Below are 22034 nucleotides of genomic sequence, written 5' to 3'. Positions count from 1 at the left end.
ACCCTTAATTCAGGGTATTCTCATGCATTATATTCACGGCTAATCAATATTCATAGGTTTATCGACCTTCTCGTTTAGCAAAGCTAAATCAAGCACCTCGTGGATGTTGCTAACGTAATGGAATTTCAACCCTTTAACGTATGCAGCATCAATCTCGGAAACATCCTTGCGATTCTCAGCCGAAAGAATGATATCGGTAATGTTGGCACGTTTAGCGGCAAGTATTTTCTCCTTGATACCACCTACTGGCAGCACCTTGCCTCTAAGTGTTATCTCCCCAGTCATTGCTAAGTTTGCCCTAACTTTACGCTGGGTAAATGCCGATGCCAGTGAGGTCACCATTGTAATACCAGCCGAAGGCCCATCCTTTGGGATTGCCCCTTCGGGTACATGGATGTGTACATTCCATTTCTCAAAAACCTCATGTTTAATTCCAAGATAATCGGCGTGCGATTTTATATATTCAAGGGCCAGAATGGCCGACTCTTTCATTACCTCGCCCAGATTACCCGTTAGGGTGAGATTACCCTTACCGCGGCTAAGACTGGTTTCCACAAAAAGGATTTCGCCACCAACTTCAGTCCAAGCCAGACCGGTAACAACACCAGCAATATCGTTGCCTTGGTAAAGTTCCTTTGTATAGCGCGGAACTCCAAGAATCTTTTCAACATCCTTATTGGTTAGCTTGGGATTATACTTTTGCTCCGAGGCAATCATGCGGGCAGCATAGCGAACCAGCTTTGCAATTTTCTGGTTCAGGTTTCGAACGCCGCTCTCCCGGGTGTATTCCTGAATTACCTTTGCCAATACTTTATCGCTCAACTCCAAGGCATCACTATTCAAGCCATGCTCCTTGAGCTGGTTGGGCAGCAAATGGCGCTTAGCAATCTCTACCTTTTCCTCCAAGCTGTACCCGCTAACCTCAATCATTTCCATACGGTCGCGTAGCGCAGGGTTTATGGTAGCCACGGTATTGGCAGTGGTAATAAACAGCACCTTTGAAAGATCATATTCCACCTCCACAAAGTTATCGTGGAATGTGCTATTCTGCTCGGGGTCGAGCACTTCCAGCAAAGCCGAAGCGGGATCGCCATGGAAATCTTTACCCACCTTATCAATCTCATCGAGGATGATGACAGGATTTGACGATTTTACCTTTTTCAGGCTTTGAATTATGCGGCCGGGCATGGCGCCAATGTACGTTTTGCGGTGACCACGAATCTCAGCCTCATCGTGCATTCCACCTAACGAGATACGAGCATACTTTCGACCCAACGCTCTGGCAACCGACTTGCCAAGCGAGGTTTTACCCACTCCCGGAGGTCCGTATAAGCATAGGATTGGCGCCTTTAAGTCGCCTTTAAGCTTGAGCACAGCCAAATGCTCCAGGATACGCTCCTTTACCTGCTCAAGGCCAAAGTGGTCTTCATCGAGAATGTTTTTGGCATGATCAAGGTTGAAATTGTCATTGGTGTACTCATTCCACGGCAAGTCGAGCAATAGCTGAACGTAGTTCAGCTGAACCGAATACTCCCCAGCCATGGGGTTCATACGGTTGAGCTTGTTGACCTCCTTATCAAAATGTTCAGCAACCTCTTTACTCCACTTTTTGGCCTTAGCGCGCTCCTTGAGCTCATTTATCTCCTGCTCAATGGGGTTTCCTCCGAGCTCATCCTGAATGGTTTTCATCTGCTGCTGAAGGAAATACTCACGCTGCTGCTGGTCAAGATCGTGCTTAACCTTGTTCTGAATATCGTGTTTCAACTCAAGCATTTGCAGCTCACGGGTTAATATTCGCAGCAGCTGCTCAGCCCGTCTCTTAAGGTCGTGCTCTTCAAGCAATGCTTGTTTTTCATCAGTCTTAATATCGCTATTTGCCGATATAAAATTCACAAGCATTTTGGGGTTATCAATATTCTTTATTGCAAACGAAGCCTCCTTGGGTAGATTTGGCGAAAGATGTATTATTCGAATGGTGAGATCCCTTATTGACTCGGTTAAGGCTATGAACTCTGTATCGTCCTCGCTTGGTAAAAGCTCAGCCAGTTCCAAAACGCGAGCCATAAAGTAGGGCTCCTCACTTACAAATTGGTCGACACGGAATCGCGATAATCCCTGAAGTATAACTGACGAGTTGCCATCGGGCAGTTCAAGCACCTTAATAACCTGAGCAATGGTGCCAACCTTAAATAGATCGCCTGATGAGGGATCCTCAACACGGGCATCGACCTGCGAGAGCACTCCAATTATTTTCTTTTTTGGTGGTAGACTTGCAATTAGGTTTAGCGATTTCTCCCGCCCAACGGTAATTGGCATCAATACACCGGGAAAGAGAACAGTGTTACGCAATGCCATTATGGGTAGCACATCGGGGATATCTGCCTTTTTGACCTCGGGCACTTCGCCCTCTGCCAAAATGGGTATAAAGTTTACTTCTGAATCGTTAGTATCGTCCATTTGCTGATTTAGTATTGATAGTCCAAACTTTTTCTTCATTTTATCTCCTCTCAATTTTCTGACAATATGACACATTAAAGGGTAAAACTAACCCAGCTTACTATATGGTCAATTGCTATGCCAAAAAGTAGTTGATGGTTGTTGGTATTAAAACCTTGAACCCCTCAGAGCGGTATAGGCCTTTAAATCCTGAATCTTTATCCTTTATCCTTTACCCTTTATCCTTTACCCTTAATACATCCTGTATTCTTGAGTTAGCTCAAAAACCTTAAGTAGGATTTCCTTGTCGATATCGGTAAAAGGCAAATCGCGACGCGACATCATAATCCGGGCGGTTTCAAAAGCTTTTTGGGGTTGATAGGTTGTAAAGCCGGCTGCCCCTCCCCATGAAAAGCAAGGGATAAAATTTCGGGGGAAACCATCGCCAAAAATGTTGGCACTTACACCAACCACTGTGCCGGTATTAAACATAGTATTTATGCCACATTTTGAATGGTCGCCCATTATTAGCCCACAGAACTGCAATCCGGTATCAACAAATCCCTTTTTTCGGTAGTTCCAAAGCTTTACAGAAGCGTAATTGTTTTTGAGGTTTGAGTTATTGGTATCGGCGCCCAGATTACACCATTCTCCTATTACCGAATTACCGATAAAACCATCGTGAGCCTTGTTTGAAAAAGCAAAAAACACGCTGTTATTAACCTCGCCGCCAACCTTGCAGTATGGGCCAACGGTGGTTGGGCCATATATTTTTGCACCCATTTTCAGCGCTGAATGCTCACCAAGGGCAAACGGGCCACGCACTATGGAACCCTCCATTACTTCGGCATCCTTCCCTATGTATATCGGACCAGTTTCGGCATTAAGAATTGCGCACTCCACGCGAGCACCCTCCTCAATAAAAACATTCTCAGGGTTTAAAACAGTATTGGTAGTTGAAATTGGTTGCGACTTCCGCCCCTTAGTGATAAGGCTATAATCGCGAACCAGGGCTTCGCCATTGTTTCGGAAAATATCCCAGGGATACTTGACCTCGAGAATATCATCCGGATACTCAAACGTCATCTCAAACAAGCCTGCTGCGGGTAAAGTGTCCACTGTGCTATTAAGCATTGCCACTATAAGCGTGTCGCCCTTAACAATTGCCTGGTTAGGCTTGAGCGCTCTTATTTTATCAACCAAATTGCCATCGGGGCAAACACCTCCATTTACAAACAAAACAGGTTCCCCTTTAGGGGCATTTGGATATTTGGCCTGAAGGTAATCCTGCGTTAAATAGTGAACCGATGCCCCGGTCAGCATTGACCACTTTTGGGATATGGTAAGAATACCCATGCGGATTTCAGCCACCGGACGGGTAAAGGTTAAAGGCAGTAAATCGTCGCGCCTTTGGTCATCAAAAAGAACTATGGTGTTAATCATATAAATCGATTTATTTTGAACAAAGTTACCAAAAAAAGTAACCCTCTTAAAACAAAAAAAGCTCTTATACCTAAGAGCTTTTCCTGAATTATTTGAGCAACATTACTTTTTATTATCCATGTGCTTTTTGTAGCGGTTCATGAACTTATCCACACGACCGGCGGTGTCAACCAACTTAACTTTACCGGTGTAGAATGGGTGTGAAGTGTTCGAAATTTCAACCTTTACCAAAGGATACTCAACTCCATCGATAGTAATAGTGTCCTTGGTGTTCACAGCCGACTTGGTGATAAATACATGCTCATTGGACATGTCCTTGAATGCCACCAGACGGTAATTTTCCGGATGTATTCCCTTTTTCATTGTATTATAAATTTGTTTACTTCCAACTTCGGTTTAATGGGCTGCAAAGTTATCAACTTATATTTAAATATCAAACTATTGCAGCTAAAAAATGATTTATCCGGATAAGTTTTAATTTCGCCTGTTCAGCTTGGCAAGCAGTTTAAGAATTTCAATGTAAAGCCAGATAAGGGTAACCATCAAGCCAAATGCTCCATACCACTCCATGAACTTGGGTGCACCCGATGCTGAAGCCCTATCAATAAAATCGAGATCGATAATAATATTTAGCGCTGCAACACCAACCACTATTAGGCTAAAGATGATTCCAAAGGTTCCGCTACCATGAATAAAACCCAAGCTTATGCCAAAGAAACTGAGTACAAAGGAAATAAAGTAGGTTAATGCAATAGCGCCAGTGGCTGCTAAAACCATCACCTTAAATTTTCCTGTAGCTCTGATTGTTCCGCTGCGGTAAGCCAATAGCATCAGGAAGAAAACGGCTAGGGTTAACCCAATTGCCTGCATTATTATACCAGCACCATACGATGATGCAAAGTAGGCCGATATTCCACCAAGGAAAATCCCCTCAAGCAAAGCATAAACCGGAGCAGTGTAAGGTGACGTTTTGGGCGCAAATATCACCACCAGCGATGTAATAAAACCGCCTATTCCTCCAACCAACATCCACGGAACAACCGATGCGGGGTTGACACTCTCAAAAAAGATACGCCAGGTATAAGCTGCCCCCAGAATTACCAGCGCAAGCATCAGCAATGCCTTATTCAAAGTTCCCTGAAGTGTCATTACCTCAGCACCCGAAGCAAAACCAGCTTTTGAAAATATCCTGTCCGATAGGGCAGGATTTGACGATTTAGTTAAGTTCATACAGATACCTTGTTTAAAATTCAATACACATTATTCAAAAATTATGCCGTGCAAAATAGCAGATTATTCGGTTAATTCAAAAAGTAGCTCATTACCAACCCAAGCAGCCAGTTCGTTCTCGGTCTCGGTCATCCTACTGGCTGTTTCCGAAACCCTTGCAGCCAGTTCAGGACTGCGTTTAGCAATTTCGCGTAAGGCGAACTGAGCTGCCGACTGGGTTAAATCGGTCATCTCCTCGGCCATATTCTCAATGATGCCGATATAAGGTTCAAGCAAACTCTCTTTAATGGCTGTATCGGATGCCTTACGGGCAATAATTAGCAAACCTGCTTTACGCAAAAGCTCATCGTTGCTAAGGCACCATTCAATGCTACGCGAAAGCGCAAATTCCGATTTCCAGAACAAGTTTCCGCAAACCTGTTCCACAATTTCGGGGTTGGTAAACTCCGCAGCCCACTCATCAATCTGTTCACCTGTCAAACTTTCAGGGTCGGCAATCAGGCTTGCCAGTATTTTACACTCCCTGATATCTTCGGCATAAAGTTCTAACGCCAGGTCATGGTCGCCCTTATAGGGCTTTGCCAACTCCTTGAGCTCAGGAATAGGAACGCCATAGTTCACCTTGTAAATAATACCGGCCATACGCATGTTCTCTGCCACTTCGCCATTAGCCCTGTGCATTACCTGCGATTTTATCTCCAAGACCTTTTCCAACGTTGCCATAAGCTTTCCAATTTTGCTCAAAATTACACTGAAAAAGTGCCGTTTCAAAGTTTTGGGGAAAATAGTTCAGTCTAAGTGCCATGAATTTTGAGGAATGGGTCGGAATGAATCGGAATGAGTCGGATTAGACGAATATGAGGAAGTTAGAGGAAGTTCTAGTCCGTTAAACATGAGCCGTTAAACGCGTGCCGCTAAAAGTTAATAGTAAATGGGTAATTTTAAGAAGGAATGAGGCGGAATGAGACAGAATAGATCGAACATGATGGAATTAGAGGATGTTAGAGGAAAATAGAACAGAATTCAACAGGGCTAGTAAAGGGAAGAGGCAACATTTTTATAGGAATACGGCGAAAGAAACAAGCTATTTAAATGTTTTTAGTGTTTCTATTGACTAATCTCAGCTCAATGTCGTTTAGTTAACAAAAATATTCATGCCTGTCATCCTGAGTGCAGCGAAGGATCTCTAATCGACCCATTGAGACGTTTCGCTTGCGCACAACATGACAATAGTTTCGCGAACAATGAACAACGCTTCCAGCCTCGTAGGTGCGTAATATTTTGTAACACCATGATTATTCCCACATGTATAGCGATGCACGCAATGAATATGCCAAAGAGCAAGGGTGAGGCTTTGCATCGCAAAGGAAAAACATTGCAAAGAGCGGTTTACATGTTCTTTCTTGTCTTGATACAAAAAAGAACCAAAGAAAATCAAGGCTGAAAAGCCCGACCCGATGGGTGCCCCGCGGGTGGAACTGCCACGGGATACTATTCGCCACGCCTTTGGCGTGACTCATTTGGTATCGCTTACTAAGCCCACCGCCACGTTCCACCCTCGACCCATTGCCGGGTCAGGCTTTTATGCCTCTTCTTGCTTCTTCCGCTCTATTCCCTCTCAGGGGAAAGGACTGGGGTGAGGTCGTTTTTCGCGAACAACGAACAACGAGTAACTTACACGAATGACTTCATTTGTCATCCCGAGCAAAGTCGAGGGATCTCTTCAATGGAATGAAGAGAAAAGAGCAATGAGATGTTTCAGCGAAGTCTATCCCTATAAATCGGGACTCAGCACGATTGCGTTATGTTTCGCTTGCGCGCAACATTACAAATAACCTTAACTAAACAACATTGAATCTCAGTTCAACATTTAAGAACGCAACCTTAACAAAGTGCTTGATTGGCTACTTCCCACTTAATTGCTTTTACCTTTATACCTGCTTTACAGGAAAAACCAAGCAAACACAAAAGCGGAAAGTGTTAACAGGGAATAGGCCAAAAATATTTTTACTGGCACATATGAAACTAAAGAAATTTTCAACTGGTAGGAGTTGTATGCCATAAGCAACACTTTTTCAAGGGCATAAACAATTACCGTTGCTGCTGCTACTCCATTTATTCCAAAATACTTAACCAGCAAAAGGCTCAGAATGATATTCATGAACATTTCAACAATTGAAATGGATAGTACAGCCACGTTTTTACGAAATCCCTGGGTAACCGTTTGAGGGAATATAACCCTGCTTAATACAATTAAGCAGTATATCATAAAAACATTAGCACTTTCCTGGAACTCAGCCCCAAAAACAAGGGGGAATAGCCATCGGGATAATAGAATTGCAGCAATAGAGGTAGGAAAAAGAATGTGCATCAACCTTGAACTCTCCAGCTTAAGATTCAAGAGAGTATTTCCCAGCCTTTGCCTGTCGGCAAAATCGGCCAGCATGGAGTTGCTTAACGATGCTGCAAGAATTGTAGCCAATGGGATTTCGCGCGCTCCAAAACGGTAAACCGCAAAGGTTGATGAATCGTAATAGTATCCAATAATTAACTGATCGATATATAAGCCTGAGCTGCTAATAAGGAATTTCAAGGAAAGCGGGATGCCATCGCTTAGGTAATCCTTTAAAAAATCGACATTAACTCTGAATTTTGAATTACGGACTAAAAGCGATATTAACCAAATAAAACGGACTGCCGATACCACTATCAAACCCAATACAGCAAATGCCACATCTAAACCAAACAATACAGGCAAAACCACAAGGATTATCTGAATGCCATAGGTAATGACGCCATACGATAGCATAGCCTTATAATTTCCGTGCAGAAAGTAAATGTATTCGGCCATTGTTGAAGGGGTGCTCAGAAGCATGTAAAGTAGCATCAAGGGGAAAAGGCTATGATTAATGGCTGCAAAACCAGTAATTGTTGCGTTAAAAACAATAGCAAACAGGCAAGCCAAAACAGTAAGCCCAAAAATGACCATAAAGGCATTAAACAAACGATCATCTTTTGAAATGTCGTCACTACGGGTATAAAGCGGAAGCAATGCTTGAATTAGCCCTGTAACCCAAAATGTAGTAAGTAGCCCGCTAATAAAGAGTACCGCCTCATAGTTTCCTATTGCAGTTTTGCCAAAGCCAAGCCTTGCCATGGCTATCCCAATGGTGAGCATGGCTACAAAACGCATTACCTGAAAAGCTTGCAATGCGCGTGTAGAATTTGATACAAGGCCAAACATAAATATAACTTACTAATGCGAAGGTATTAAAATTGATGTCAAAACAGCGTTTTATCAAATTACTTTTGAACATTTTTGCATTTAGAAAAAATGTTTATACCTTTGCAGCCGCAATTGACATGGTGGATGTAGCTCAGCTGGTTAGAGCACCAGATTGTGGATCTGGGGGTCGTGGGTTCAAGTCCCATCTTCCACCCAAACCCGGCCAAAAGCCGGGTTTTTTAATTTGATAGATTTTAACTTGCATGTAAATTATTTTCAAATTTTCTGCCGGTCATTACTTCCTCTTCAAAACTTCTGAACACACTCCTAGAGGAACCGCTTCAGCTGAAAACGCTATTCCATTCCTGCTTAAATATTTCTGTCGTTTCCCCTTGACTTTTCCCTATCCTAAAGGTAAATTTGGGGAAATACCAAACCGTTAGCATAATGTATAATCTGCTTAACCGAAGTAAAAAGCTATGTGCTTTTACGCTAACAGTTTTAATAGTAACCGAAACATCGTGTAACGGACAGAATATGAATAAACCTAACGATTTCGATAGGCAACCAGCTGTAGCAGGACAATTTTATCCCGGCACAAAGGCTCAGCTGGAAAAGGAGGTGAAATCTTACTTCGATAGTGCACAAAAGGTTATGGATGCTCAGCCCCTAGCCCTAATTGTACCTCATGCCGGTTACGTTTTTTCCGGTCAAGTGGCTGCAAGCGGGTATAGGCAAATTGACAGGGATAAAAAGTTCAAGCATATCTTCCTGATAGGATCGAGCCACACCATGTTTTTTACAGGAGCAGCCGTTTACACCAAAGGTGCATTTATTACGCCACTAGGCAGGGTCCCTATTGACCCTTTGGCAAACGAACTCGTTCAAAACCATAAGGTATTTACGGTTGATGTAAAACCACATGTCAAGGAGCATAGCCTTGAGGTTCAATTGCCATTTCTGCAATACTGGCTAAAAAACGATTTTTCCATTATCCCCATAATTATTGGTGGCGAATCGCAAGCCACTGTTACCCTTTTGGCCGAAGCATTAGAACCATACCTTAACCCCGATAATCTTTTCATAATCAGTTCCGACTTCTCACACTACCCCTCTTACGAGGATGCCCGCCGCACCGACGACGATATGGCCCATGCCATTGTCTCTAACTCGCCTGTAGAGTTCATGAAAGCCAAAATCCGAAACGAGAATGCTGGTATCGACGACCTGGCAACAGCCATGTGTGGATGGACATCGGGGCTTATGCTTTTGAAAATCACTGAGGGGAAACCGGGTATTACCTACAAAACAATTATGTATAGGAACTCCGGCGATTCGCCTTACGGCGGCAAGGATAGGGTTGTAGGCTACTGGGCTATTGCTGCCATTCAACAGCAAGCCAAAACTGCAGACTTCAACCTAACCAACAACGATAAACGCGAGCTACTCAAACTTGCACGGAAAACCATCACCGAATACCTTTCCGGGAAAACCCCCACACCACCCGATGAGTCCAAACTATCATCAACTCTAAAAACCAATGCCGGTGCTTTTGTAACCCTGCACAACCACGGTAAGTTACGTGGATGCATTGGAAATTTTTCCACCACAACCCCACTCTACCGTGTAGTAATGGCCATGGCCATATCGGCGGCAACTGAGGATTACCGTTTTGAATCGGTAACAGCCGATGAGTTGAACGATATTGATATTGAGATTTCGGTTCTTACTCCAATGAAACGAATAAGCAACATTAAGGAGATTGAACTGGGTAAGCACGGAATATATATCAAAAAAGGAGGTCGTTCCGGAACGTTTTTGCCACAGGTGGCAAAGGAAACCCGATGGTCGCTTGAAGAATTCCTTGGCCACTGCGCACGCGACAAGGCTGGTATTGGGTGGGATGGCTGGCGCGATGCCGAAATATTTACTTACGAGGCCATTGTTTTCGATGAGAAGGAACTGGGCTTAAAGTAGATTGCCACTCATGAGTTCACCCTACCTCCTGATTCCCATTTCGTTAGCCATCACCATATATTATCTACTTGGCAGCCTAATGGTGCAAGCAGGCATTATATCTTTTTCAACCCATCGGAAGTTCTGGAACTTTGCTCTGCTGTTTGTATTCCTTGGCTGTGCCATTCTTGGAATTCTACTAACAATCAATATAAACTATAAGCTGGGGTGGAGTTATGTTAAGGTCATACTACAGTGGCACGTTCAGCTTGGGATTGCCATGAGCGTGGTGGCATTCATTCATACCCTTTGGCACAGGGGGTACTTCAGCAAATACCTTTTGTTTAGGGGTAGGCAAACCAAAACGGTAACGGTTAATACACAGCAGCAACTTGTTAAATCAGCTTTTGCGCTTGGACTACTCTCGGTATCGCTTCAGGTACTGCTGATTAGGCAGTTCACTAAGGTATTCCAGGGGAACGAGTTCCTAATAACATGGATAATAGGTATATGGATGCTACTGTCGGCTGCGGGTGCCATTGCCGGAAGCCGAACGGCTAACGGGATAAACCCCCAAAAGTTAACCCGAATGGCACTAGGGTTTATGTTTCTTTCAGCCATAATTTTTATTTTCTTATCGGGCGAAATCAGGCAAACCTTTTTCCCGTCGGGTGTGCTTATTCCACCTTACCATGTTATAGTGATGATTGTCGTAATGATGACTCCCACCGCTTTCCCATCGGGCATGGTTTACGCCTTGCTCACCAAACAAATAAAATCGGAATACCCATCCATTTATGCATACGAAGCATTAGGAAGTTTGGCAGGGGGACTTTTGCTATCGCTTGTAATTATCTGGATTTTTAATACATACCTTGCAGCAATTGCTGTTGGATTTTTAGCAAGTTTAATCATAGCCTACCCCCTTAAAAATATTGCCAAACTTGCTATTCCACTGGCGCTTTTAACAATAGGCATATCAGTAAAAACATTAAATTTTGATATTAAAGCGGAGTCGATGCTTTTTCCGGGGCAGAAGGTACTATCGGTAACCGATTCGCCCTATGGAAGTATAACCGTGAACGGTTCGGAGGATCAGTTCAATTTTTTCGAAAATGGAACAATGCTTTTTGGCACGCAAAATACCATTTACTGCGAGGAAGTAGTGCATTACACCATGGCGCAACGCTACATGCCCAGCAAGGTTTTACTGGTATCGGGAGGTTATGCGGGTCTGATTGATGAGCTGAAAAAGTATAAGCAAGTAAAAAAAGTAGATTATGTAGAACCTAATCCCCATCTTTTAAGGATGAGTCGAAACTATTGTAAGGTTGATTTCCCGGACAATACTAAAATTATTAATAGTGACATTCGTGGTTTTCTGAGAAAATCATCGGAAAAGTACGACATTGCAATTATCACAACGCCCGAGCCAACATCGCTTGAACAAAACCGTTTCTTTACCATTGAATTCCTTGAACTTTTAAAGAAGCACTTGACAGCAGATGGGGTTTTAAGTATTAGCCTTTCAGGTATTGGGAACTACCCATCGGCACCAAGGCAAAAGGCCTACACGTCGATAACAGCCACGTTTAAAAGCGTTTTCCGCAAAGTAGAGGTAATAAGTGGCGAGCGCGATTACCTGCTTGCATCGGATAGCACTATACGTATTGATATGGCCCAACTACTAAGCGAGCAAAATATTGGCGAAGCCAACCTATACGTACGCCCCGATTACATCAACGATGAGCACATTGCTCAGCGTAACCATTTCTTTCATGAGCAAACCCAATCAACCCAGAAAATAAACACAGATAATCATCCTTGGCCGGTATTACAGAACACGCTAGGGTACCTATCGATGTTTGGCGATAAGATTTGGCTACTTTTGGTCGTTGGAGCCGTCCTTTTGCTTATCCCTTTCTTTGTTACTAACTACCACCTGCGCGCGATGTATGCTGTAGGATTTGCCGGATCGGCTATCCAAACCCTTTACCTATTAACTCTACAAATTGCAGCAGGCTTACTTTACGGCACGCTTGGCGCAATGATTGCCCTTTTCATGGGAGGACTAGCGCTAGGCTCAATGGCATACGGGAAGGTAATCAGTATAAAACCTAAACACATAAAAATATCACTAATCGGTTCATTTATTATTCTTTTTGCCCTTTTTATAACTATGATGCATGTGGAGATTTGGCTATTAATAGCCATTGTAAGTGCAGGGATACTCATTGCTTCGTTTAGTGTTGGCTACCTGTATATTAGTATTACCGAGAATTCAAACTCTAACCCCAACCAACCTGCCAAAACCTATGCTGCCGACCTTATGGGATCGGCTGCTGGCATTGTAATTGTTACACTTTTGCTAATACCATCAATTGGATTTCTCTCAAGCATTTCGGTATTATTGGTTTTCATTGGCATTTACCTGTTTCTTAAAGTTTAAAAAACTTATACCATGGAAAAGATATCGCGCCGCGAATTCCTAAAAAGGAGCCTATTAGCAACCGGTAGTTTAATGGCCCTGCGATACTTAAGCCTATCGGCATTTGGGTTGGACGATAAACCCTGGAAGTGGAGCCGCGAGGCAATGTTTTACACACCCACTCCGCGCGGTATGCGTTGCAACCTTTGCCCCAATGAGTGCAATATTCGTCCCGGAGAAACCAGCCAGTGCCGCAACCGGGTTAACTACAACGGAAAGCTATACACCATTGCCTACGGTAATCCGTGCGCCGTACATATCGATCCCATTGAGAAGAAACCACTTTACCATTACTACCCGGGAAGCAAATCGTTTTCCATTGCAACGGCTGGTTGTAACTTTGGTTGCCTGAACTGTCAGAACTGGGAGATCTCGCAAAGTAGCCCCAAGGACACCCGAAATGCAGAGCTATTCCCCGAACAGGTGGTTGAGCAGGCCAAACGCAATGGATGCAAAAGCATAGCATACACCTACTCAGAGCCAATTACTTTTTACGAATACATGTATGAAACCGCCGGAATTGCTCAGAAAAAGGGCATAGGCAATGTACTAGTATCGAACGGTTACATAAACGAGGAACCGCTACGCGAACTCGCAAAAGGGATTGATGCTGCCAACATCGATCTGAAATCGTTTAGTAATGAAATCTACCTAAAGCTAAATGCAGGAACCCTGGAGCCTATTCTTAACACCTTACGCATACTGCTCGAGATGAACGTTTGGGTTGAAATAACCAACCTGGTTATACCCACATGGACCGATGATTATGCCATGATACGTAAGATGTGCCAGTGGCTGGCAAGTAATGGATTCTCCGAAATGCCGTTGCATTTTAGCCGGTTCTTCCCGTTATACAAGCTTACCCAACTCCCACAAACACCAACATCAACGCTGATTAAGGCAAGAGAGATTGCCCAATCGTGTGGGTTAAAGTATGTTTACATAGGCAATACAGTTCTGCCCGGATCGGGCGATACCATTTGCCCATCATGCGGTAAGGTGGTTGTGGAACGCAAGGGATACAATGTAGCACTTGTTAACCTTAACAATGGGAAATGCGGCTGGTGTGGAGCAAAAATTAATGGGCGATGGTCATAGCTATTTCAACGCACTGCTCCCCTTGCTCACTCGCGTCTGCGGACGAGTGCGGCATATGCCACTCATTGCTGGCGCGGACTTGTAGTCCGTGACAAATACTTCTTACTCTTTATTGTTTATTTCAACTATGCTTTATTGAAATAACCGCACGGATTGGCTTTACCGAACTACAACCGCACGGATTACAACCGACCGAAGGGAGCTCACCGAAGGTAAATCCGCGCGAGCTGGTGTTCTTCCTCAACCAGCCCTTCCCCTCTACCCACCTGGCCAGAAAAGCCGTCGATCAGGCCGTGAGCATTTACAACTCTAAAAGATTACATGTATCTTTGGGCTTTAAAACCCCTGATCATGTTTTTATGTGTGTCGCTTAAATCTATTTCTAACCTGTAGACTTATTTCAGGACTAGACAGTATTCTACTTCATATTTCTGACCAACCTTAATGCCTTTTTTATAAGTTCTCAGCACTCCTTTAAAAGTCTTATTTTCTACTTTAAAGTTATATTTTACCCATAATCCCCTTGTTGAATTTTGGGTGTAATAAATCCAACCTATGGTTGAAGATCCATATTTATTAATTTGTTCATCTTCGCTCTTTCCTTTTTGCTTAACATAGATACCTATTGCAATTATGCAAATAAATGCCAATGAATAAATAAGAAATTGCTTTGTGTTTCTTTTATGTTCTTTTTCACTAATAGCCATTTGTTCCGGGTATTACAACTTTTGTATTATCTGCTGGCATTATATATTCTTCTGGAAGATATTCAAATCTTTCAACCCCCCGCTCGCGCGGATTTACAACCGACCGAAGGGAGCTCACCGAAGGTAAATCCGCGCGAGCGGGGGTTGAAACAAAAGTTTACAAAAGTGGAAAATATTAACGAAATAATCCGTTTTTTACCCTTACTAAAAAAAGACAAAGCTACATTACTCTCTTATAAACAGCTATAAGATCCTGCACCTCTTTAAGCTTACTATCTTTCCACCTTTCTATTATATATCGTGCTGTACGCCTATCTAATACATATCTTGCATAATTTTCTTCTTTGGTTAAAGTAAATGAATCTCCTCCTTTAATTGCCATTAATGCATATCTCCACTGTTCTCCGTTTTCATCACTTATCATTTCTTTTATCTCCTGTTCTCCCATAAACATAATAGAAAACTGAAAATAGAAGAATCTATCATCTGGATACTCTCCAAATGCACAAGTTAGACAAGTTTCAAAAACATGTGCCCAATCAATCTTTGGCTTAACAATATTTTTATTATAATTTAAGTCAGAAATCATTTTGTCAATAATCGCCTTATTCTTACTTTTTCTATACTCTAATAGCCTTTTATAGAAAAAATCCGCAACTACATTGTAACAATACAAGGTATATTCCGTCCTATTGTGTGCCTCTCTATTAAATATTCTTTTAATAATAAGACTATCCTTTTTATAAATCTCAATAAGCTCATTTATCATAAATGGTGCTTCTAAAATACCACACCGAGAATGATTATCAACTATTTTTTCATCATATTCTCCATTTGACTGACAATATGAGAATTGAATAATAAATAAAAATAAAATAAATACCTTGTTTTTCATGGCTAAAATGTTTTGGTTATTATGATTTGTTTTACCACTTTATCAATATTCTTGTTTCTTGTCTTTATTTCTGCTTCCCTTAACCTCCCCGCTCGCGCGGATTTGCAACCGACCGAGGGAGTTCGGCAAAGCCAATCCGTGGGGTAACATTAACATTTCACCCGCCATTGCTGGCGCGGACTTGTAGTCCGTGACAATTACTTCTTACGCTTTATTACCCTCGCTCCCGCTCGTTTTTAAACGCGTGCGGCATACATCGCTCCGCCCGGTAGCCTTCTGTAAATTTAGTAAAATTTCCCTTGTTCAGGCACGAACAAAAAACTTTTTTTTTGTCTGGCTGAAGTGCTGCGTTTGGCTTGGGCTCCGCCCAACTCCCTCGCTTACACGCGTCCGCAGACGCGCGCCAAAGAGGGGGAATAACTCGGGATGATTAGGAATTTTCGAAATAAACAGAACTCGATGGAGTTAGAAGGAGTTAGGGTAAGTTTGAAGAATTGTGGAAAAGTGAACGATTAAACTCAATCTTAAGGGTTTTTGTAAAACCATATAAATGTAATAGGTTTGCAGATTATTTTGCGGGAATGGAATTTGAACTCTATACACTACAAAACGGGATACGACTTGCCCACAAACGAACCGATTCGCCAGTGGCATACTGCTGCATAATGGTGAATACCGGCACACGCGACGAGTTTGATCATGAGCATGGCCTAGCCCATTTTATTGAGCATGTAATTTTTAAGGGAACAAAAAAACGCAAGGCATTTCACATCATGAGCCGCATGGAGGATGTGGGTGGCGACCTGAATGCTTACACATCCAAGGAGGAAACAGTTATTCATGCCACGTTCCTCAAGCAAGATTTCGCCCGCGCAGTTGAGTTACTGGCCGACATCATGTTCCATAGCACTTTCCCTGAGAAAGAACTCAAGCGGGAAAAGGAAGTAATTGTTGATGAGATAAACTCATACCACGATTCGCCTTCCGAATTAATTTTTGATGATTTTGAGGAGTTAATTTTCCCTAACCACCCCTTTGGGCGAAATATTCTAGGTACAAAAAAGCAGCTTGGGAAGTTTACCAGAAAACACATTGTCGATTTTATGGGACGCACCTATAACACCGATGAGATGGTTTTCTGCTCAATTGGAAACATCCCATTTAATCGGATAGTAAAGCTTGCCGAAAAGTATTTTGGTGGCATACACCCAAACACCCGTAACTACAAAAGGCTTCCTATTACCGAATACTTACCACAAAGAAAAACCGTTAAGAAATCAACCTACCAATCGCACTGCATTGTTGGCACTACTGCGTACGACCTGCATAACCCAAACCGTATTGCCATGCACCTGGTAAACAACATCCTTGGAGGCCCGGGAATGAACTCAAGGCTCAACCTGGCGCTCCGTGAGCGGCATGGCTTGGCCTACAATGTGGAATCGTCGTACACTCCATACAGCGATACCGGTATATTTACCATTTACTTTGGCACCGATAAGGCTGATACCGATAAGGCAATTGACCTTATTCTTCAGGAACTGGACGGCCTACGAAATAAACGGATGGGTATACTGCAGCTCTCCAAAGCTAAAAAACAGCTTATCGGCCAACTGGCCATTGGTGCCGAAAGCGGGGAAAACCTCATGATTTCCACGGCCAAAAGTATTTTGGTTTACGAACGCCCCGATAACATTCAGAACGTATTCAAAAGAATTGAGGAGATAACATCGTTGGAGGTTATGGAGATTGCCAATGAAATACTTAGCCCCAATAAGCTGTCGATGCTAATATACAAGTAGCCATGTATACCACAAACCATGAGATTGACAAATACCTCGAAAGCCACACCACCCCGGTGGATGAGGTGCTCCACGAGCTAACCCGCCATACATACCTTACCACCTATAACCCACGCATGATAAGCGGCCCCGTTCAGGGTAAATTCATTGAGATGATTTGCCAGATGGTACGCCCAAATCGTATACTTGAGATTGGTACATTTACAGGTTACTCAACCATTTGCATGGCAAATGCGCTTCCAGCAGGCAAATACATCGACACCATTGAGGTAAACGATGAGCTGCAGGAAACCATTGAACATTATACTGCTAAAGCAGGGGTCTCCAGCAAGGTTAACCTTATCATTGGCAACGCCCTTACAGTAATCCCCGGCCTTCCCCACACATACGATTTGATATACATTGATGGTGAGAAAAAGGAGTATCCACAGTACTTGAACTTATGTACAGAAAAATTAAACGCTGGTGGATTTCTGATAGCCGATAATGTTTTATGGAATGGCAAGGTAGCTGACCCAACATGCACCGACGAGCAAACAAAAGCAATCCGACAGTTCAACAAAATGGTTCAGGAAAACACCACCCTTGAAAATGTATTGCTGCCAATTCGTGATGGAATGATGATTGTTAGAAAAAAAATCTGATAATTTTGTTAAACCTTTTAACCGTTTTAGCGTTAAACTGATAAACACTTTTAGCAGTTAGCAAAATGGCTCAATACACTATTAGGCAAATGGAGTTGCTCTCAGGAATAAGAGCATCTACCATAAGGATGTGGGAAAAGCGCTACAATATTTTTTCACCCCAACGAACCGACACCAATATCCGCCGCTACGACGATAACGATTTAAGGTTTATCATTAACCTATCGTTACTGCTTAAGCGCGGCTTTAGGATTAGCAAGCTGGCAAGCATGTCGCTTGAAGAGCTTTCGGACCTAGCCTCCAAGTTTGTATCGGACCACCGCATGGGCAATATCAACCTTGAACCCATGATTACAGCCACCATACAGTACAATGAAACCGAATTGCTAAAACACATCAGCGAATGGTCCGAGAAGCATGGAATTGAGTACACATTTGAGAATCTGGTTCTGCCATATCTCCAAAGGCTTGGCGACCTATGGCAAACCGGAGCAATAACTACAACACACGAACACTTTGCCAGTAACGTAATTCGGAATTTACTTAGCCACCTTTACCGCACCTGCAAACAACCCGAAATTGGGAAAACAACACCAATCATTTTCTTCCTACCCGAAGGCGAATTCCATGAGATTGGACTACTATATTTTGCCTATATAGCAAAGAATGCAGGCTATAAGACCATTTACCTTGGCCAATCGACACCAATCGACGATGTTATCAGGTGCTCCAAGGACTTAGGCTGCAAAATGGTGTTTACATCGCTTTCATCGTTTGTTAGTGCCGATATGGACGAGGCCTTTGAGCCCATGAAGAAGGCCTTACCCGATGTGGAGATTATTGCAACCGGACATGCTTTTACGGAGAAAAGCGGTCCATCGTACCTTACCTACGTTTCATCGGCTCAGGACCTGATGAAGATAATTGCCCGACTCGACCCAACAATAATTAAGTAACCACCCCAAATAAGCTAATTAACGTTATAAATCCCGCCCCTGGCGGGATTTTTTTTTGGCATGCTATTTAGACAAATTCATTCAACGCCAACCAAAACAATCAAGTTGCCATAAACTTATTTAGAACCCATAATAAGTTTTGTATCAATTGATAAATATCATCTTGCACATTGTTTAGATTTATTCTAAATTTGTTTCAACAAATTATTTTTAACTAGTCTAAATTAAAACCAAATCATATGTCACAGCAAGAATTCAACCAAGCACTCATAGAGCTGGAGCCAAATCTGGAGCGATTTGCATACAGTCTCACAGCAAACCGCGAGGATGCTCGCGATTTGTTACAGGAAACTTACCTTAAAGCTTTAACCTACAAGGATAAGTTTGAGGATAACACAAATATCAAGGCGTGGACATTTACTATTATGAAGAACACCTTCATTAACAACTACCGTAAATCGGTAAAGCAGAGCACCACCTTTGATGGCAGCACCAACCAGTTCCTAATAAACAGCAAACCCGACAGCTTTGGCCCCGATGCCATGTACTCGCACAGCGAGATTAGTAAAAAGATTAATGAGCTCGACGATGAGTTCCGCATCCCCTTCCAGATGCACACATCGGGCTACAAGTACAAGGAGATAGCCGAAAAGCTAAACCTTAAAATCGGTACCGTTAAAAGCCGAATCTTCTTCTCCAGGCAAAAACTGATGAATGTTTTAAAGGACTACGAGTAGGATAATTCGGTATCCGTCCCGAAAAGAGCGCTACACAGGTAGCGCTCTTTCATTTTATAAATGAGATTACTTACAGGAACCCCAAAATATCTTAAAGTGGAAATAAGGGAATTGCTATATTTGCAGTAAACCATAAGGTGCAATGCAACTAAAACTTATAGTAATCACATTTTTGCTTTTTCCGCTCACATTGGCTTCGCAGCCAGTGATTGACGTATACTTTAGTTCCCTTGCACCCGAATCGAAAGGCCCATCGTTCAGCAAGGTTGAGGAAGTACATGAGTTGCTTATTCCCAAAAGCGGAACTCCGAGTTACTTTAAAATAGTAAAACAGTACAACTCAAACGGAAAAATTGTTAGCGAAAAACGGTACAACAAAGCAGGTGGAATTATGGGTGAAAGCCAATGGGAGTATAATGCAAAAGGCGAACTCACCAAAAAGGTAAACAGGCAGTTCATGAATTTTAAGGGATGGATTAATGAGCAAATCCTGCTAACCTACAACGACACCTCTGGAGTACTTGAAGAGATAACATTGTTTTTTGAGAATCAACTTAAACAACGGGCACAAGTAATCCCCGACAAAGATCTTAAAATTACCGAGGTTCTGGTTTTTAACGAAAAAAACGTGCTAACCGGAAAGGAGCGGGTTGTTTATCTCCCCCAAAACAATACAGTAAGGGTACTTAGCTACAAATCCAACGAACAGTTTATAGGTGCAACCACCTACCCACTCGACCCTAAACTGCCTGAGCCACCTTCAGCCATAAAGCGCGAGTTTAACTCACACGGCGATATTGTGCTGGAAGCACTCCCCAACAGTAAAATGGAGCAGGGTTACTTTTACCAGTATACATACGACAGCTACGGGAATTGGACTGAAAAACTCACCTACCAGTGCAGGGTAACCAAAAATAATAAGGTTAGGGACAAAAAGCTAGAGTACAAAATCACACGAAAGATAAGCTACTAACCCCTAAAACCTTTGCCTTACCCCATTTGCTCGCCCATAACCAAGCAAGATCTATTCTTTAATAAGAATTTTATAATGACTAGCTGCTAGTGTTGTGCACGATATTGCAAGTGCTAATCTTGTCACTTATCAATCTTCTCAACAAACATCCCTTTATCTATTACATATTTAGTAACCTTAACTGAATTTTCCTAGTTAACAAACTGTAACTTTTCCCTAAAATGACCAAAGTTTTCTGGCATCCTATCATGAAAGCCAACGGGTAGTTTCACCAAAAGGGATTAATTTACAAACAAGACCCATAAAAAGTTTAAAAAAAATCATTTCGTATTTTTACGAAATACAAAATATTTGTATACTTGCCAAGAATTTTTTTTGGAGAAAGATGAAAAGTAACTATACCGAGGAACAAGTAAAACTGGCGCGTTACGCCAAAGCGCTTAGCCATCCAGTACGGGTGCAGATACTTCAAATACTTTCGCAGCAAAGCTGCTGTTACAGCGGCGATATAGTAAACGACCTACCAATAGCCCGCAGTACGCTATCGCAGCACTTAACTGAGCTGCGCGAGGCAGGCCTGATACAAGGGGAGTTCAATCCGCCCAAAATCAAGTACTGTATCCGCCCCGAGGCATGGAATGAAGCCCGTGAAATATTCGACCGTTTTTTTAATAGTAATATCTGGAAAACGGTAAATACAAATTCATGTAGCACAAATGCTGGAAAATCAGAATAATAATGTTAAACCATTAAAACTTCAAACAATGGAAATAAAGGTTTTGGGAACAGGATGCCCCAAGTGCAAGGCACTTGAACAGGCTACCCAGAATGCAATTAATGAACTTGGAGTTCAGGCAACCATCACAAAGGTTGAGGACATTGTGGATATAATGAACTACGGAGTTATGCGTACCCCAGCGCTTGTTATTAACGAGAAAGTTGTTCTATCGGGCCGAGTTCCCGATGCAAAGGAACTAAAGGAAATTATAACCAAAAGCCAGCAGTAAATATGAAAGCGCTAAAATACTTTTTGCTTGCAGTGGCAAGTTTAACCATTGCAAGCTGCATGGGAAATTCTGGCGAAAAAAACAGTATTGCTAGCACTGATGGTAGTGGAAACCCTGTTACCGTTTACTACTTCCATGGCGAACATCGCTGTCCAACTTGTATTGCCATTGAAAATGAAACCAAAGCAACCTTTGAAATAAACCTTAAAAAAGAGGCAGAAGAAGGAAAGGTAGAGCTACAGGTTATTAATGCCGACGAAGGACGAAACAAGCAGATTTGCGAAAAGTATGGAGTATATGGTTCATCGCTGCTGCTTGTAAAGGGCGATAAGGTGATCAACCTTACTAATATGGCATTTGGAACAGCACGTCGCAACCCCGATAAATTCAGGGAGGAACTATCCAACGAAGTTAAAAAACTTATCAATGGTTAGCC

At 42.6% G+C, this 22034-nt stretch carries 20 protein-coding genes and 1 tRNA gene; 13 read left to right on the top strand and 8 right to left on the bottom strand.

Features of this window, described 5'->3' with window-relative positions; all coding sequences use genetic code 11:
• Nucleotides 1-39 precede the first annotated feature (39 nt).
• From lon to AB6811_RS04880, 5 genes are all read right to left on the bottom strand, one after another.
• Nucleotides 40-2496 carry an endopeptidase La gene (gene lon, locus AB6811_RS04900; protein ID WP_369489320.1) on the bottom strand — a complete coding sequence of 819 codons (2457 nt, stop codon included), beginning with the start codon at nucleotides 2494-2496 and terminating at the stop codon, nucleotides 40-42.
• 192 nt (nucleotides 2497-2688) lie between these two features.
• Nucleotides 2689-3879 carry a GlmU family protein gene (locus AB6811_RS04895; RefSeq protein WP_369489319.1) on the bottom strand — a complete coding sequence of 397 codons (1191 nt, stop codon included), beginning with the start codon at nucleotides 3877-3879 and terminating at the stop codon, nucleotides 2689-2691.
• 102 nt (nucleotides 3880-3981) lie between these two features.
• Complete coding sequence (locus AB6811_RS04890) at nucleotides 3982-4242, bottom strand: type B 50S ribosomal protein L31 (RefSeq protein WP_369489318.1); 261 nt, start codon at nucleotides 4240-4242, stop codon at nucleotides 3982-3984.
• A 111-nt stretch (nucleotides 4243-4353) separates the two neighbouring features.
• Complete coding sequence (locus AB6811_RS04885) at nucleotides 4354-5109, bottom strand: Bax inhibitor-1/YccA family protein (RefSeq protein WP_369489317.1); 756 nt, start codon at nucleotides 5107-5109, stop codon at nucleotides 4354-4356.
• A gap of 63 nt (nucleotides 5110-5172) precedes the next feature.
• The gene (locus tag AB6811_RS04880) at nucleotides 5173-5832 is read right to left on the bottom strand and encodes a DNA alkylation repair protein (RefSeq protein WP_369489316.1); all 660 of its coding nucleotides are present in this window, start codon (nucleotides 5830-5832) and stop codon (nucleotides 5173-5175) included.
• A 734-nt stretch (nucleotides 5833-6566) separates the two neighbouring features.
• Here AB6811_RS04880 and AB6811_RS04875 point away from each other — a divergent pair.
• Nucleotides 6567-6749: a hypothetical protein gene (locus AB6811_RS04875; protein ID WP_369489315.1), complete on the top strand. Its 183-nt coding sequence runs from the start codon at nucleotides 6567-6569 to the stop codon at nucleotides 6747-6749.
• A 302-nt stretch (nucleotides 6750-7051) separates the two neighbouring features.
• Here the strand turns inward: AB6811_RS04875 and AB6811_RS04870 are convergent, their stop codons facing one another.
• A complete protein-coding gene (locus AB6811_RS04870; protein WP_369489314.1) occupies nucleotides 7052-8353 on the bottom strand; it encodes an oligosaccharide flippase family protein in 1302 nt (433 codons plus the stop codon).
• A gap of 121 nt (nucleotides 8354-8474) precedes the next feature.
• Between AB6811_RS04870 and AB6811_RS04865 the strand changes: the two genes are divergently transcribed.
• From AB6811_RS04865 to amrS, 4 genes are all read left to right on the top strand, one after another.
• Nucleotides 8475-8550 (top strand) — tRNA-His (locus tag AB6811_RS04865).
• Nucleotides 8551-8782: 232 nt separating this feature from the next.
• Complete coding sequence (amrB, locus tag AB6811_RS04860; protein ID WP_369489313.1) at nucleotides 8783-10312, top strand: AmmeMemoRadiSam system protein B; 1530 nt, start codon at nucleotides 8783-8785, stop codon at nucleotides 10310-10312.
• A 10-nt stretch (nucleotides 10313-10322) separates the two neighbouring features.
• The gene (locus AB6811_RS04855) at nucleotides 10323-12740 is read left to right on the top strand and encodes a spermine/spermidine synthase domain-containing protein (protein WP_369489312.1); all 2418 of its coding nucleotides are present in this window, start codon (nucleotides 10323-10325) and stop codon (nucleotides 12738-12740) included.
• A gap of 12 nt (nucleotides 12741-12752) precedes the next feature.
• Nucleotides 12753-13877, top strand: coding sequence for an AmmeMemoRadiSam system radical SAM enzyme (gene amrS, locus AB6811_RS04850; RefSeq protein WP_369489311.1), 1125 nt, complete (start codon nucleotides 12753-12755; stop codon nucleotides 13875-13877).
• Between the two features lie 395 nt (nucleotides 13878-14272).
• Here the strand turns inward: amrS and AB6811_RS04845 are convergent, their stop codons facing one another.
• Together AB6811_RS04845 and AB6811_RS04840 are read right to left on the bottom strand one after the other, a co-directional pair.
• Nucleotides 14273-14584, bottom strand: coding sequence for a hypothetical protein (locus tag AB6811_RS04845; protein WP_369489310.1), 312 nt, complete (start codon nucleotides 14582-14584; stop codon nucleotides 14273-14275).
• A gap of 220 nt (nucleotides 14585-14804) precedes the next feature.
• Nucleotides 14805-15479 carry a hypothetical protein gene (locus AB6811_RS04840; protein ID WP_369489309.1) on the bottom strand — a complete coding sequence of 225 codons (675 nt, stop codon included), beginning with the start codon at nucleotides 15477-15479 and terminating at the stop codon, nucleotides 14805-14807.
• Between the two features lie 581 nt (nucleotides 15480-16060).
• Here AB6811_RS04840 and AB6811_RS04835 point away from each other — a divergent pair.
• From AB6811_RS04835 to AB6811_RS04800, 8 genes are all read left to right on the top strand, one after another.
• On the top strand, nucleotides 16061-17281 hold the full coding sequence (locus AB6811_RS04835) for a M16 family metallopeptidase (protein ID WP_369489308.1): 1221 nt from the start codon (nucleotides 16061-16063) through the stop codon (nucleotides 17279-17281).
• 2 nt (nucleotides 17282-17283) lie between these two features.
• Complete coding sequence (locus AB6811_RS04830; RefSeq protein WP_369489307.1) at nucleotides 17284-17925, top strand: O-methyltransferase; 642 nt, start codon at nucleotides 17284-17286, stop codon at nucleotides 17923-17925.
• A 65-nt stretch (nucleotides 17926-17990) separates the two neighbouring features.
• Nucleotides 17991-18881, top strand: a complete 891-nt coding sequence (locus AB6811_RS04825) for a MerR family transcriptional regulator (protein ID WP_369489306.1) — start codon at nucleotides 17991-17993, stop codon at nucleotides 18879-18881.
• 239 nt (nucleotides 18882-19120) lie between these two features.
• The gene (locus AB6811_RS04820) at nucleotides 19121-19618 is read left to right on the top strand and encodes an RNA polymerase sigma factor (protein ID WP_369489305.1); all 498 of its coding nucleotides are present in this window, start codon (nucleotides 19121-19123) and stop codon (nucleotides 19616-19618) included.
• 142 nt (nucleotides 19619-19760) lie between these two features.
• The gene (locus AB6811_RS04815) at nucleotides 19761-20591 is read left to right on the top strand and encodes a hypothetical protein (RefSeq protein WP_369489304.1); all 831 of its coding nucleotides are present in this window, start codon (nucleotides 19761-19763) and stop codon (nucleotides 20589-20591) included.
• Between the two features lie 385 nt (nucleotides 20592-20976).
• Entirely contained in the window at nucleotides 20977-21327 is a 351-nt protein-coding gene (locus tag AB6811_RS04810) for an ArsR/SmtB family transcription factor (protein ID WP_369489303.1), read from the top strand.
• 28 nt (nucleotides 21328-21355) lie between these two features.
• A complete protein-coding gene (locus AB6811_RS04805; protein WP_369489302.1) occupies nucleotides 21356-21598 on the top strand; it encodes a thioredoxin family protein in 243 nt (80 codons plus the stop codon).
• 2 nt (nucleotides 21599-21600) lie between these two features.
• Entirely contained in the window at nucleotides 21601-22032 is a 432-nt protein-coding gene (locus tag AB6811_RS04800) for a nitrophenyl compound nitroreductase subunit ArsF family protein (protein ID WP_369489301.1), read from the top strand.
• The last annotated feature ends 2 nt before the right edge of the window (nucleotides 22033-22034 follow it).

The sequence above is a fragment of the Tenuifilum sp. 4138str genome (assembly GCF_041102575.1).
Lineage (GTDB): Bacteria > Bacteroidota > Bacteroidia > Bacteroidales > Tenuifilaceae > Tenuifilum > Tenuifilum osseticum.
Note: the sequence above shows the minus strand (reverse complement) of the source record. Positions and strands in the feature narration are given on the sequence as shown.

Coding starts and splice junctions, on each gene's coding strand:
- amrB (WP_369489313.1), top strand. CDS start 8,783: ATGTATAATCTGCTTAACCGAAGTAAAAAGCTATGTGCTTTTACGCTA.
- AB6811_RS04885 (WP_369489317.1), bottom strand. CDS start 5,109: ATGAACTTAACTAAATCGTCAAATCCTGCCCTATCGGACAGGATATTT.
- AB6811_RS04875 (WP_369489315.1), top strand. CDS start 6,567: ATGGGTGCCCCGCGGGTGGAACTGCCACGGGATACTATTCGCCACGCC.
- AB6811_RS04820 (WP_369489305.1), top strand. CDS start 19,121: ATGTCACAGCAAGAATTCAACCAAGCACTCATAGAGCTGGAGCCAAAT.
- AB6811_RS04815 (WP_369489304.1), top strand. CDS start 19,761: ATGCAACTAAAACTTATAGTAATCACATTTTTGCTTTTTCCGCTCACA.
- AB6811_RS04845 (WP_369489310.1), bottom strand. CDS start 14,584: ATGGCTATTAGTGAAAAAGAACATAAAAGAAACACAAAGCAATTTCTT.
- AB6811_RS04825 (WP_369489306.1), top strand. CDS start 17,991: ATGGCTCAATACACTATTAGGCAAATGGAGTTGCTCTCAGGAATAAGA.
- AB6811_RS04880 (WP_369489316.1), bottom strand. CDS start 5,832: ATGGCAACGTTGGAAAAGGTCTTGGAGATAAAATCGCAGGTAATGCAC.
- AB6811_RS04870 (WP_369489314.1), bottom strand. CDS start 8,353: ATGTTTGGCCTTGTATCAAATTCTACACGCGCATTGCAAGCTTTTCAG.
- AB6811_RS04810 (WP_369489303.1), top strand. CDS start 20,977: ATGAAAAGTAACTATACCGAGGAACAAGTAAAACTGGCGCGTTACGCC.
- AB6811_RS04835 (WP_369489308.1), top strand. CDS start 16,061: ATGGAATTTGAACTCTATACACTACAAAACGGGATACGACTTGCCCAC.
- lon (WP_369489320.1), bottom strand. CDS start 2,496: ATGAAGAAAAAGTTTGGACTATCAATACTAAATCAGCAAATGGACGAT.
- AB6811_RS04895 (WP_369489319.1), bottom strand. CDS start 3,879: ATGATTAACACCATAGTTCTTTTTGATGACCAAAGGCGCGACGATTTA.
- AB6811_RS04805 (WP_369489302.1), top strand. CDS start 21,356: ATGGAAATAAAGGTTTTGGGAACAGGATGCCCCAAGTGCAAGGCACTT.
- AB6811_RS04855 (WP_369489312.1), top strand. CDS start 10,323: ATGAGTTCACCCTACCTCCTGATTCCCATTTCGTTAGCCATCACCATA.
- amrS (WP_369489311.1), top strand. CDS start 12,753: ATGGAAAAGATATCGCGCCGCGAATTCCTAAAAAGGAGCCTATTAGCA.
- AB6811_RS04840 (WP_369489309.1), bottom strand. CDS start 15,479: ATGAAAAACAAGGTATTTATTTTATTTTTATTTATTATTCAATTCTCA.
- AB6811_RS04800 (WP_369489301.1), top strand. CDS start 21,601: ATGAAAGCGCTAAAATACTTTTTGCTTGCAGTGGCAAGTTTAACCATT.
- AB6811_RS04890 (WP_369489318.1), bottom strand. CDS start 4,242: ATGAAAAAGGGAATACATCCGGAAAATTACCGTCTGGTGGCATTCAAG.
- AB6811_RS04830 (WP_369489307.1), top strand. CDS start 17,284: ATGTATACCACAAACCATGAGATTGACAAATACCTCGAAAGCCACACC.